This window comes from Pedobacter gandavensis (genome assembly GCF_032678465.1).
Classification (GTDB): Bacteria; Bacteroidota; Bacteroidia; order Sphingobacteriales; family Sphingobacteriaceae; genus Pedobacter; species Pedobacter gandavensis_B.
In genome coordinates, this window is record NZ_JAVTSK010000003.1 from 324,462 (window position 1) to 338,322 (window position 13,861).

General features: G+C 36.3%; 10 protein-coding genes. 2 read left to right on the plus strand and 8 right to left on the minus strand.

The window, feature by feature from the left end; genetic code table 11:
* The first annotated feature begins 50 nt into the window (after positions 1 to 50).
* Both R2Q94_RS07490 and R2Q94_RS07495 read left to right on the plus strand, forming a co-directional pair.
* The gene (locus R2Q94_RS07490) at positions 51 to 2,237 is read left to right on the plus strand and encodes an ATP-binding protein (RefSeq protein WP_316820830.1); all 2,187 of its coding nucleotides are present in this window, start codon (positions 51 to 53) and stop codon (positions 2,235 to 2,237) included.
* On the plus strand, positions 2,221 to 3,480 hold the full coding sequence (locus R2Q94_RS07495) for a hypothetical protein (RefSeq protein ID WP_316820831.1): 1,260 nt from the start codon (positions 2,221 to 2,223) through the stop codon (positions 3,478 to 3,480). The genes R2Q94_RS07490 and R2Q94_RS07495 overlap by 17 nt, the downstream gene beginning before the upstream one ends.
* Before the next feature lie 871 nt (positions 3,481 to 4,351).
* Here R2Q94_RS07495 and R2Q94_RS22190 read toward each other — a convergent pair.
* The 8 genes from R2Q94_RS22190 to R2Q94_RS07525 form a co-directional block, all read right to left on the minus strand.
* Positions 4,352 to 4,525: a hypothetical protein gene (locus R2Q94_RS22190; protein ID WP_410478528.1), complete on the minus strand. Its 174-nt coding sequence runs from the start codon at positions 4,523 to 4,525 to the stop codon at positions 4,352 to 4,354.
* Positions 4,526 to 4,993: a DDE-type integrase/transposase/recombinase gene (locus R2Q94_RS22195; protein WP_410478529.1), complete on the minus strand. Its 468-nt coding sequence runs from the start codon at positions 4,991 to 4,993 to the stop codon at positions 4,526 to 4,528.
* A gap of 271 nt (positions 4,994 to 5,264) precedes the next feature.
* Complete coding sequence (gene tnpA / locus R2Q94_RS22200; RefSeq protein WP_410478533.1) at positions 5,265 to 5,531, minus strand: IS66 family insertion sequence element accessory protein TnpA; 267 nt, start codon at positions 5,529 to 5,531, stop codon at positions 5,265 to 5,267.
* 121 nt (positions 5,532 to 5,652) lie between these two features.
* Positions 5,653 to 5,967: a transposase gene (locus tag R2Q94_RS07505; RefSeq protein ID WP_316820832.1), complete on the minus strand. Its 315-nt coding sequence runs from the start codon at positions 5,965 to 5,967 to the stop codon at positions 5,653 to 5,655.
* A gap of 155 nt (positions 5,968 to 6,122) precedes the next feature.
* Positions 6,123 to 7,823 (minus strand): DUF262 domain-containing protein, encoded by a 1,701-nt coding sequence (locus R2Q94_RS07510; protein ID WP_316820833.1) that lies wholly within the window; start codon positions 7,821 to 7,823, stop codon positions 6,123 to 6,125.
* A 352-nt stretch (positions 7,824 to 8,175) separates the two neighbouring features.
* Complete coding sequence (locus R2Q94_RS07515) at positions 8,176 to 8,709, minus strand: hypothetical protein (protein WP_316820834.1); 534 nt, start codon at positions 8,707 to 8,709, stop codon at positions 8,176 to 8,178.
* A gap of 6 nt (positions 8,710 to 8,715) precedes the next feature.
* Positions 8,716 to 10,041, minus strand: coding sequence for an SWIM zinc finger family protein (locus R2Q94_RS07520; protein WP_316820835.1), 1,326 nt, complete (start codon positions 10,039 to 10,041; stop codon positions 8,716 to 8,718).
* A 6-nt stretch (positions 10,042 to 10,047) separates the two neighbouring features.
* Positions 10,048 to 13,143 carry a DUF6493 family protein gene (locus R2Q94_RS07525; RefSeq protein WP_316820836.1) on the minus strand — a complete coding sequence of 1,032 codons (3,096 nt, stop codon included), beginning with the start codon at positions 13,141 to 13,143 and terminating at the stop codon, positions 10,048 to 10,050.
* Positions 13,144 to 13,861: the final 718 nt, after the last annotated feature.

Genomic DNA, 13,861 nt, shown 5'->3' on the forward strand with positions numbered 1-13,861 from the left:
TTATAATTTGATGAACGATAAGTTCACAGATTTAACTATAGCAACATTTCATGAAGGCATCTTCAAATAAAAATTTCTTTCAGCCAAGAGCTAGGTTATTACTTCAATTAGGTGATAAACTCATTAAAAATGAAAACGTAGCTCTGCTAGAGCTGATAAAGAATTCCTATGACGCAGATGCGAAAAACGTAACTGTAAAACTGGAGCAGATAACTAATAAAAAAAATGGGAGAATTGATATCATAGATGATGGAGAGGGGATGAATATTCAACTCATTGAAAATGTATGGCTTGAACCAGGAAGTGATTATAAGGCACAACTACTGGCTAAAAATCAACGTTCAAAAATATTCAATAGACTTCCTATTGGAGAAAAAGGAATTGGACGTTTCGGTGTTCATAAGTTGGGCAATAAGATCGAATTAATTAGCCGGAGAGAGGGAGAGGATGAAGTTGTTGTTCGGATAGATTGGAACAAATTCAGCGAAGAGAAATACTTAAAAGATGCCCGTTTTGAGGTTTTTGTCAGAACTCCTGAATATTTTCTTCGGAGTCGAAAAGGCACAAGAATTTTAATTTCAGACTTACGAACAGATTGGGATAAGAGGATGGTAAGGGATTTGTATAGAGCAGTTTTTACATTAAATTCTCCTTTTAAAAAATCTGGAGACTTTTCGGTGAATATAGATATTGATGATAAATCACTTATAGAAGGATTACCTACTTGGGATGACATTAAGAAATTTGCCCTCTGGCATTTTAAATGTAAACTTTCTGGGACTATCATTAGTGAATTTATTTATGAATTTACGCCGTGGGATTCTCTTCGTGAGTTGGAGAGTAGAAATGTAACACAGGAAGAAGGTTATGTTCGGGACAACGAAACTTTTGTCAAAAGAGACCCTGACAATCCCAAAAAAGAAATAGTAATTAATCTTGCTAAAAATTATGGTTCGGACAAGGAGATTTCAACTATTGGAGAAGTTGTCTTTGAAGGTTATATTTTTGACCGTGATAAGCAAACTCTTGAGTTGGGCAATCAAGCTGGAATAACATTATTGAAACAGTATTTGGATGAGCAAGGAGGAATTAGAGTATATCGGGATAATATTCGTATTAATGAATATGGGGAGAAAGGAAACGATTGGTTGAATCTAGATATGAGAAGGATCAATGTTCCAGCAAAACGAATAAGTAATAATCTTATTCTTGCTGTTATTGATCTGAAAATTAATGAAAGTACTGCGTTAATAGAAAAGACCAACAGAGAAGGGTTTATTGAGAATGAGGCTTTTTATGATTTTTGTGGAGCTATATTACATACTATAAATATTGTTGAAACCCTTCGTAAAAATGATAAAGATCTGATTAGGAATAAATATAACCCTACTGAGCAGGAGGAGCCTGTGTTACATCATTTAAATGAGCTTCATCTTCTCATTGAAAAAAGAATACAAGAGAGACCCTTGAAGGAAGAAATTAATAAGCACCTGAAAAAGATTGAAGATGATTATAATTTCATTAATGAAACATTACTAACAAGTGCAGGAGCGGGTCTCACCTTGGCTGTTGGTATTCATGAAGTTCAGAAAGTGATAGCCGAGTTGACTTTATCAGTAAAAAAAGAGAATGTTCCTGAGAAGGTTCTAGGGCTTGTGAATCATCTTGATCAGCTGATAGAAAGTTACAGTGATCTTCTAAAGCAGGCTGATACTAAAGAAGAGAACATTGTTAAGTTTCTAAATGGGGCTGTTTTTAATGTAGAATATCGTATGGATGCTCACAATATTGAATTAATAAAAGCTTATCAGAATTATAAAGGAAATAAGGTCATTTCATGTAGTCGACGTCTTTTGATGGGGGCCGTGATGAATATAATTGATAATTCAATACACTGGTTGGAAATTAAACGTCAAAGACTTTTAAAAACAAGTGAGACTTTTGAAAAGAAAATATACATAGATGTTATACATAATGAACCGAATTATCTTGAAATAGTGATAGCAGATAATGGGGCTGGTTTCACTATTCCCAAATATCAGTTAACTAAACCTTTTATTTCCGCCAAGAGCAATGGCATAGGTCTTGGGTTACACATTGTCTCTGAAGTGATGAAGGTACAGGAGGGCTCTGTCAGGTTCCCAGAATCAAACGAATACGATCTTCCCATTGAATTTCAACATGGGGCAATTACTATACTTAAAATTAAACTCTTATCTCATGATACTTCCGAATAATGGAAAAGTAATTGTATTTGATGACAAAATAGAAGATGTTCATAAATTGTTATCTTTACTTTCCAAAGAAAAAATAGCTTATCTTTACTACCATGATGAATATGGTAATGACCTCCCAGCTGAACCCGTTGAAAATGTAAGATTAGTCTTTCTAGATTTGGAACTTGTAACTAATGGCTCTAATTCAAAAAATATAATAGCTCCAATAGCACAACGTTTAAAAACATCGCTTGTACCAAATAATCTGTATATTTTAATATACTGGAGTACAAAAGAAAACAAGTATCGTGAGGAACTTGAAAGAGAATTTGAAAATGGACTTAAGGATTATAAACCACTTAAAATTCTTACACTTGATAAAGCAAAAGCTAACGATGAAGATGGTTTCTCTTATATTAGAGCAGAACTTATTAAAGGAATTAAACAGTTTAGTGCTTTAACTTCATTTTTGTTTTGGGAATCCTCCGTAAATAATGCTGCAGGATCTATAACTAATCAAATTTGTTCCATTTTTTTTAGAGATGATAAATGGGATACTAATATGTCTGGCTTGCTTTACCAGCTAGCCAAAGGGCAAGCAGGTAGCGACGCTATTAAGGGATTGGATAAATTTCAACTTTTGGAGCTCGCTGCTGATGTTTTTAATGCAAACCTGGTTGAGTCTGTAGAAAAAAAATTTCAATCAGTGCTTCGTTCAATTAATCTTGAGGAAATAAAACAGTCCGGAAGTGGGATGTCAACTGATGAGAAAAATAACCTTCATACAAAGATCCATCTTCTTTATTCAAGTAGTGGATTTAATCACTTTTATCCTGGTAATTTATATATCATGGATATTAACGCCATTGGTAAAGAAATAATTCAGCGCAACCTAAAGGAGGACTCTAAAAAGACCCTTAATAAACAGAATACCAGATTGGTATGTATTGATCTTACCCCAGCTTGTGATTATGCTCAAGAGAAAAACTATTCTCGTATGGCTTATGGTGTTCTTTTTCCAAAAGAGATATCGAAGAAAAACCTAAAGGGGGGCGATTTCAGATATGATGCTTGCCCCCTGATGAAATTCGATGATTATTCATTCTTATTAATTGATTTTCGATGTGTTAGGTCTTTTACAAAAGATGAGTTCTTGTTTAAGTTTTCAGAACAAACCAAGTATAGATTAAGAAGTAGTCTACTATTGGATATAGAGGCACAATTAGCAAATCATGTTAATCGCCCTGGAATAATTACTTTTTAATTAAACAACGTTTAACTATTAGATTAACAGAGTTAAATTGGAACAATTGTTAATACTCGATTGCTTTGGCCTGCAGGCTTTCGATAACCAAGACCGGGAGAAACCTCCCAAATACCGGTATCAGCATGGTACGAAATCATCGGTGATGAAGGCACTTAAGCAAATGCAATCTAGGATCCGATTGTAAACTCCACACACCGCATTGACCTGAAAGATGAATCCCTGAAAAAAGCATTATTGAAAAAGGAATAATTCCGGCTTTTTTATATAATTGTATGATCTTTTAAGTGGTGGATATTACGGTTTGAATTGTGCCAGCTATTTCGGCCTGATAGTGCCAGCGATTACGGTTTAAATGATGCCACTTTAGTGGTTGCATATATCAGTCTATAACGGACCAGCCGTATCGGTGATACCGGTCCAATTTAAACAAAGCGGTATTTTACAGTAAACAAAACTGTAGAGTATGGCCGGCCACCGCAAAGACATGTTAGATATTCAACGCTTTATTCAATTAAAAGCACGGGGCGAAAGCAATCGTTCAATTGCTCGATAGGGATTAACCGCAAAACGGTTAATGAGTATATTCTCAATCTTGCTGGTTCTGGTAAAGATTTTTCGGAATTAAGCCCTCTAGATGAACAATCACTGGCTTCTATTTTACCTGAACCAAAAGCATTCAATAAGCCACAGGCTTATCTGGATTTACAGGCCCTGGTCCCCATTTACCAGAAAGCTCTTAAGAGATCCGGATTTACCTATTTAAACATCTGGGAGGAATACCGCAAGAAATATCCGGATGGATATGGTTACACGCAGTTTAAGGAACATATGTAAAAGACCTTTGCTATTCAGCAGGTGTAATCTTCCCCTAACTAGCTACGTTCAAAACTAAAAAATTCCAGTTCACATTGCTATTGTAATCTTGCTGTAATGTAGGAAAATCGTGACCACCATTATTTGTAGGGATTTTACCATATTTTAACAGAAATTCCACCGGTGTTAAATAACCAAGTGCAGCGTGTGCTCTTTTATTATTGTACATTCAAGCCCAGGCTTGAGCATATTTCCGTAATTCTGATAGATTCTCAAACATATAGTTGTCCAGCACATCTTGCCTGAAGGTTCTGTTGAACCGTTCAATCAAGCTGTTCTGAGTAGGTTTGCCTGGCTGTATATAATTCCATTTTATGTTTTTCTGGCTGCACCATTCAGAAATAGCTATTGATATAGACTCTGGCCCATTATCGGAGCGAATGGCATCTGGCTTACCTCTCCAGTCAACCAGTATCTCCAGCTCACGGATCACTCTTTGTGAGGGTAAACTTGTATCAACAGCAATAGAAAGAACCTCAGGATTAAAATCGTCTATGATGTTTAATGTCCTAAGTGTTTTTCCACTAGCCAGTGTGTCATGCATAAAATTTAGACTCCAGGTTACATTTGGATAGATAGGACAAAGTAGAGGTTCCTTAACGCGTGCTGGAAGACGTTTTTTTCTCTTGTTACGCATATTAAGACGCATCAGGGTATAAACCCGGTAAACGCGTTTATGATTCCACCTATACTGTAGTTTCCTGATACGATGACACATCATCCAAATCCCTAGGTTCTATGGGCTTCTGCAAGCGCTGACAGCTGTTCTATGATCTCATTATCATCCTTACGTTTCGCTCTGTAGTAAAATACAGAGGTGCTGATGGAAAACAATATACAGGCCTGCCCAAGACTCATTCCGAATGCATCTTTTGCATAACCGACAAGCTTACGCTTTTCGGCAGGCCCTACAGCTTTTTTTCGATAACGTCTTTAAGAATAGTAATTTGAAGAGTCTGCTCTGCTACAATCTTTTTGTATTGGGCCAGTTCCTTTTCCATTTCCTTCAACTGTTTAACCTGGGAAACTTCCATCCCGGAATACTTACTCTTCCATTTGTAAAATGTTCCCTGACTGATGCCATGTTCACGGCAGATATCCGAAACGGATTTACCTGATTCCTGCGAAGATAAAATCTTGATGATCTGTGGTTCGCTAAAATTACTTTTTTTAATTACCCTAAATTATTAAATACTACATTTATTTATGTAGCTGTTTTTAGGGAAGATTACCCCTATCTGCTTACTTTAAATACCGAACACATTTTCTCAACTAAAAATATCCTGCTATGGTCCTTTATGAACCTGAATATTTGTTGTCGCTCTTGGAGAAAATGCTGATAGCCTTCATTAATATATCACGTTCCATCTGTGTTTCACGTAGCTCTTTCTTCAATAAAGCTAACTCTTGCTCTGCTGCTGTGAGTATAACCTTCCCATTGCCAGGGAAACTGCTCTCTTGTTTGCTCGAAAATTCCTTCCTCCAACGGTGCAATAAAGTAACACTGATATCCAATTCCTTAGCTAAAGCACCTAGGTCGGTGTGGCTATTACTCAGTTGAACGCTCATCAGCTTAAACTCTTTCGTGTATGCTTTTCTCTCTCGTGACATAATTTCTGTTAAGTTACCAAATTCTCTTAACTTACTGTCTACTCAAAGATAGCAACTCCAGTTTGTTTTACATACCCTACTCTATTCATAGAGTATGTATTTTGACATTACTTATAATTTTTGATATTTAAGATGATCATTATTTCTGATCCTTTTTAGAAGTTTTCCATGATATACGTTGTAATCTTATTTTTCCGGGAAAGAATATTATCTTTTGTCCACTCCATGTTTTTAGCAGAGGTCTCTTGAACCTCGGTTTGTTGTTTTAAATAAGTATATGTGGTGTATTTCTGTGGGTATGGTATATTGCCAATTGAGCAATTGTGTTTCTTTGAGATAAGTAAGTAATTACCAAGACAATTCAAATATTGGTTGTTAAATTCATCATCATATTCACAATATCCACTTGCAAGGTGTTCTCCTGGTTTTGTTTTTGGTGCAATATGCTCCAATTCAGGGCGGTCTATTTGGTCATACCTTCTTAATATGTATCCATTTCTAGATGCTTTAGTTTCAAGGTGGTTTTCATACTTCCAAAGAAGGAACCTTGCTGTTGGGTGATGAAGTCCGCCGCTTATTGATTGTTTTAATGCTTTGTTGTTCCAATGTGCCCACCACCAGTGTGATTCAGATTTAATGCGGTTAATCCTATCAATTATGGGCTGTATTATTGGGTTTTCTTTTGTAAATTTCTGGAAATCGTAGTTAAGTCTGCTTGTCATGTCAGCACGGGTGCCTATTAGTCGGTCTCGCAAAATTATAGATTCAAGTGATACACATAGTCGGAAGATTTCTGAATAAGGTATTCGAAAACTATATGCTTTTATAATGAAAGGAATAATTTGTCCGATTCCTCCTAATGTGATTATTGAGTGTATTTCGTGGTGTTTTTTTTCATCATCGCCAAAAAATAACCGTAGAGTATCAAAACTCTTTTCTAACATCATGGAAAAGGTTTTAATGAATTCTATGGGTTCTTTTCCGGCAAGTATAGTTTTGATTTTTTCTATTGCATTACCTTCTGAAAGATTATTGAATTTCACACGCAAGGTATGGTTTAAGATTTCATCTTCACTAATTTTATACCCAATAGCAGATATAGATTTGTAAATTTTTTCAAATCTCCTCTTGACCTCTTCAATTAGGTCATTAGTCAAGTGCCCGCCATTTAGGTGTATCGCAAACATAAAGTTCGCTTTTAGAATTTCAAGAGCTGAAGGACTTTTGCCTCTGTTGTTTTGAAATATGAACATTTGTATAGCTTCAGACTCATTTTTCACATTGTAGGTACTACAAGAAGCTGTGATAGTACTGTTAAGTAGTTTTTCGAGTTCATCCGGTTCTTTAAGCATGAGTTTGTTCAAAAAATAGTCGTAGGCATACTTAATTCTTTTTGCAGATTGATACTCCAGGGTTTTATCGTCCTCTATTGACTGGTTAATTACATAATCTTTAAAAAAGTCCTTATCATATTCAACGGTTTGGAATCTGTCAATGTGGTTACATTGTATTGTATCTTGGAATATTTGGTTGTCCTCAATAGATAATTGAACTTTCTTTTTTTTAAGGCATCTAAAAAGGACAGAAAGAAAAATAGAAATAGTAGTAAGTCTTTGCTGACCGTCTATTACCGCATACTTGTTGTTTTCCTTTTCTTCAAAAAGAAAATGACCAAAATAATAAGGGTTGGAGTTATTGCTTCTTATATTTTCTTCCAAGTCACTAAGAAATACATCAGTCTGGGTTTTTCTTTCACTACCTTCTCTTGGGGTTTCCCAAGAGTAGGCACGTTGATATGTAGGTACGTATATTCTATTACCTGCGAGCATTTCTCTGATATTGGTTGATGCTTTCATTGTTTTATTATAAATAAAGTATTGATCTCTGTTATTATAGGTCTTTTTATATATGTTAGAATGGATTTTAATAGGTTTTTAATAAAGTAGTAAATCTTAGAAGTCGTCTGGTAGTTGGTTTACTAACCAAAATCAATGAATAATGCAATTGTAACAAAAAACATAACTCCCATTGAGAATATTGCAGTTAAGCTTTCCCCACCAGGTCCAGTGATATAATGCAGCGTAAAAATCCCCCAAATAAACACCAATGGAGCTAACACTAAAAAGAGATCTGGTTTATTCTTAAACCTGTTTATTATTCCTTTGATCATAGGCCTTGCCACTATTTCCAGTTGAGCAGAATGGGGACTTATTTGTCGATCTTTATTGTGATCGGTTTCTTTGATTTTCTAAAATTATATAGTTTATTGTCATGGATGTACATGCGAATTGAATCAGAGGTTAATAGGAGCGTATCGTTTTTTTGCTCACATTTACCATCTAGAAAGCTTGTAGAAGATCCAATATCTTGTTTATAGGATAGGCTGAATTCATTGCTTTTATTCCATTTAGTAATTCTAAAGGTGGTATCCTGTAAATTAAAACTCCAGTTCTCAAAATGTCCTTTATATTGATTTTTCATTTCCAGACTAAAAATCCAATAGGTAATTACAGATGCGACGATACAATTGATGAAGAAGAAATAACTATAGATTCTTTTAGTAAAGAATATCACAAGTCCAATAAGCAAATTGCAAATAAAGGCAAAAGGAATAACAATAAAAATCACCATTGCAGAGCCTGGACCAAGATCTGAAGTTGCAGCCCAAAGCCAAATGATTAGAATATCAATAACTACCAGGATTATTGAGCCTTTAAGAATTTTTGTAGAGGAGAAACTCATGTAATTTTACACCATCATTTTTAACGCGAGCACATGCTTGCAAATTCCTCTTTTGCCCTGGTATGCGGTAAACCATTTACAGGTACACCTATATCCGTTATGGTCTAATACTACTTTATGAAAAACACCCGAGCCTTTCACATTTGCTTCTATAAAACCGTCCCTTTTTTCCAGAATGGTAACATCCGAATTTTCAATCAATTTTTTAGCGTTCTTAAGTCTAGGGTTTAAACTCAGGATTCTTTCCGTTTTAAATGGCAGTTGTCTGTAGAAATGACTTCTGGACATGACGTCATAGCCCAGTAAGCCAATGGAAGACAAACTTGAGGTCAGCTGAGCCATGGTTCCAAAGTCAATATCATGTTCAATGGATAGCAATGTGGGATCAAATGTCTCATTGGATTTGAGCAAACTGTTCAAGCCATAGATCCATTCCACTGGCAGATTTTCGGTCATGTTTTCCAGGGCTTTTCCTTCTCCGGAAAATCCGCGATACGAGTCAGGTGAAAATGCCATGAGCAACTGCATTTTGCCAAATTCACATACAATTGCACAGGTTTCCCGGTCTTCAGATTCATAGACAAAAATCTGATCAACCATTGCCAGAATTCCTTCTAGTAATCGGAGTCTATGAATGCCCCCAATACGTACGCTGTCGGTAGTAGATAAGGTTGAAAACGTGAATTTTCCAGCCCGCTTTGTGACAAAGAAATCTCCTTTTACACTGCCTTTAGGTAAGGTCTGGAAGAGTTGTATGGTCTGAAGTTTATTCATTTCATACTTGAGATCCATATCTGCCAGATACAGCTGTACACTGGTTAAACCCTTAATCCAGCGCATAGGCAAGTTGACCTTCTTCTCTGTCACTTTAGTCTTGTCAGTAATTACCTGCATGTCCTGGTGACCTACAGCAAGGGTTACTTTTTCGTTCTTCTGGATGCTGTTTAAGGCATTGAGCATTGGGTCGTTGAAATCAACATTGGTCGTGCCATTGGCGATGAATTCCCCATCAATGGCTTCAGGTTTCATATCGAGCCTAACATAAACCCCATTGCAGGAAGAGAAGCCTTCAAAACGGATTCTTTCTGTTCCTGCAGAAACAATAGGATCTCGCAGGCTGGGTGGAACAGGACCGAAACTTGACCGAACAACTTTAGCAATGGTGCTCCAGCACTTCGCCGTTAGGTAAGGATCGGTCAAAGTGCCCCAAAAGAAACAAGGGATATTATTTACACTTTCTATTTCAGTCTGGTGGGCCAGGACAAGGTTATTGGTACCCTTTGTCTTGGTATAATTGGAAATGCCTTTATATTGAATTTGTAAGTCGGTCATGCCTGGTTATTTGATGATTTGTTTGATCAAAGTCTTTAATGTGGGATTGTCTTTCCATTTTTCATAAAAGGCGATGGAAGTAGCTGAAGGTTGTTGATTTGTTTTATACAGTACATCAATGTAGTGCTCTACTATCTTTTTAAAATTAACGGGTAGTTTTTCGGAAATAGTCAGGTATTTAAAAACTCCTTCCAACAATTGTAAGTATGCGAAGTTGTGCAGTAAAGATGCATCTTTTATGGTTCCAATGCTATCTGCCAAACGTAAGAAAGCGCCATATTTGTTTGAAGCAAGGTAAGCTAACTTCTCAGCGAGTAACTCCAGATCAATAGCCTTTTGTTCAATTAAGTTCATGAGAACCTCTGCAGCCATCAAACGAACCTCTTTGTTACTATGGAAAAATGTGCAGGCATAGACCAGCATAACCATCTCAGAGAAAGGGAAACCACCATTATTCATTATCTTTAAAAAGCCTTTCATTTCTTTTCCACCTCCATCTGCGAAATTGCAGGACGAATGGATCAGGAAGCAAGCCAAGGCATCTGCATTTTGTGGCATTAGACTGTGCCAGTAGTAAACATTTCCTTCATTATTCAAGTTATATTCCCAGGTGGTTTTGTTGCCATATATATCCAGACCATATAAGCAGGCAGTGGGTACATTTTGATGGCCTACAACGGAAGTTCTTAGTCTATAAAAAGAAGGACTTCGTTCATTTTGCTGGGTCTGGTAGTTCATGTATTCATGCCACTCTTCCTTAACTTCAATATTTGGTTTAAAGGGGGCAACTACAAATGGATAATCTTTAAGATGGCTGTCTTTAAACTGAGGGAAAGTTTCTTCAGGATAATAAGTCCTCGCAGCGACACTTTTTGGACCTTGATAATCAGTCTCTGCATTTCCAGTTACTTTGTTCACCAATTTATCTAATAAAGAGTTCGACTTAATGGTGATTTCCTTGCTGACTCCCAGACAAAATGCCATGAGTGGTCTTAATTCGCCCTTAAGCTGTTCCAATAAGGGGATTGCTTCGGCTGTCTGTTCGCGTGGCATTCTGCCAATGGCAATATTCAGGTCCTGCTGATTGATCTTTAAACCAAGTGTTTGCCTTGCAATCAGCCTTTCCATAAGAACTTTTGGTGCGATCCAATGGGGTTTATGTGTTGGAAAAGAAAGCAAGGGTAGTTTTAGGTCATTGTTAATTTGCTCTTGTGCTGCATGGAGCATTGGTTTGATTAACAATAAGGTTCTGGTTTTATGATAGTGGCTGTCTTCTATTTTGAATACATAATTGATATCCTGTATTTTTTGCTGCAAGAACATACTGGTATAAGCTTTATGGATAGTTTCAAAGTACCTCTTTTCCAACTGCTTTTTATAGGGTTCCAGTTGTTTGGAGTAATCGGTCGGAAACAGGTGCCTTTGACTGATGTAGGTGTTTACTAATAATTCAGAATCCAGGACTTCTTCTGAGTTGATAAAGCTTCCAAAGAGATAAAGAATGTCATTCCAGTCTTCAGGGAGCACTACTTTCTCCAATAGCACATTTTTTGTTTGTGGTTTAAACTGATAGACTTCAATTTCGCTGGTCAATTCGGCTTGTTCAGTGTTGGGCAGTAATTGGCCTAGATGAATAGGGATATTTCCCTGCATTAATGAAATATAGCCTTCTAGTTTTTCCTGTAGGTCTTTATCTTTGGGAGAGGCGATTTTTAGTAATATTTTAGTCGCTCTTTCCTGTAGGTTTAAATCAGGAATAACATAAACATCGGCAATCAGCAGACAGATTCTTTTATTCAGTTTTGGATACAGTTTGTTCATTTTTTCCAGTACAGGAAGTACGGCTTTAATCGCCGATTTATTGTCGTTCTGCATCATTACAGGTTCCAACCAATCCAGAAAAGATAATGCACTGAATTTATTGTGGTCGTAGATTTTCTTTACCTGTTCCATCGCAAAGTTCAATACTGGAGCATATGGATGGTGTAAACATACAAAAATATACTCCTGGTGTAAGATCAGCTCATCTGTCACCAGGTTCAGTTCGCCCATTCTTTTTCTGAAAAAAGATTTAAGATTGTTGTTCCAGTCCTTTGTTTGCATCAGGATCGATTCTATGATGAATTGTTTGCGGTCCAATTTACCATCCTCAATTAAGCGCTGATAAATAATTTTCCATGCGCTAAACTCATCATAAGCCTGTTCATCATTGTCCTTGAAATGTAGATTGTGCAGATTGCTTTGATAGTTAAATAACTCGGGGACATCGCGTTCGTATGCCAGTTTGTCGTTGATGATGAAGTTGATATAATCTCTGATGTTATTCTCTGAACTCCAACGGCGAAGGTTTGCTAGGGTTAAAGCATACAGTTCTGGCAACCAGTTTACAAACCCCTTGCTTTCGAGAAATCTAAGTGCAAGATAGTCGAAGGACATCCATTCATTTCGACGAAGTTTTTCCAGCAGGAAATCTCCAATCCAGTTTGGTTTAGACCAGTCCAGAATTTCCGTGAATTCTGGCTCCCCAGCTCTGGTCAATGCTTCAATTACCTCATCCCAGGAGCTAATCTCCGTTTTATTGAATAGGGCAATGGCGCTGAGGATGACGACGTCTTTTTGATTCAGGTCTTTACGAACACCCCAATTCGAATAATTTGTTGTGTTTTTTTCTCCAAGTTCTACACTGAGGTCGGTATAATCTATCCAGTAGCGTTTGTTTTTTTTGATCTGCTTTTTTAATGCTTCAAGATTCCCTTTTGAATGGTCCTTCAAAAAGGGGAGTAGTTCAGCTACTTTTCCGGATTTAACCAGCGCATCGTAATTCGTGAGGATTTCAGTGATTGGAGTTGATCTGGCATTTTTGCCAGATGGTGCTTTTTGTTGAGGAACCACCTCGCCATCTTCTGAATACCCTTTTTTTATTTTTTCATTTAACAACTTCTCAGCTACTTTCAGGCATTCGTGATTGTCAGTAAAAGTCTTGGTTTGTGAGCTTCCTGCTGTTCCGTTCCTTCCATAGGTAACTGTGTATTCGGAATTGCTTACTTCAATTTGCCAGAATTTATCTGAACTGCCATCAATGTATTTAAGGTGTTTTTTCATGCTTCATATTACGCCAGTTCAAACTAGAAATAGAATTTTCGAGGATTAAAAGCGTTTTTCGTTGTACATGCGCAATTTAACACTTATGATGATAATTGAAAATAATGGGGTTGACGATAAGATGAAAAAGATTAAAAAATAACGGGAAAGTAGATGGCAACACATCATGCGACCAGACTGATTTTTATAAGTCCGTATCATATGTTATTTGGTGCATTCATGTGTCACTTTGATGCTAAGAATGAATATTATTGAGCAAACGTTTGATTTTATTAACTAATGTAGTTTTTAATCTGTTTTTTTGTTTTTTAATTAAAATAATGAGTCCGATTTCTATTTAATTTCTGATTTATAAAACTGATTTATGAAAGAAAATGTGTAGAGGTGCTTGTTTATAACGCAAACGTTTGCGTTGATTTTTCATTCATTGGATCTGATTTAATGCCTAGTTTTACTTTATGGTTAAATTATTATATATCTATGTGGTGTGAAATTTATCATGAAAAATATATAGGTCATTTTCTTTTGTAAATGCATAGACTATGCATTTAAATTTAATTTAAGAATTTACTAACAAATTAATAAACCGTTTATTTTTTAAAAATTATCGCATGAGAAAAAATTAAAAGTTTTATTACTGAACTAAATCCTGAAACAGCCAGAACTGCCAAGGGAGGAGAATATGGGCTGACACCACCAACAATAGTCGTGTTTAGCC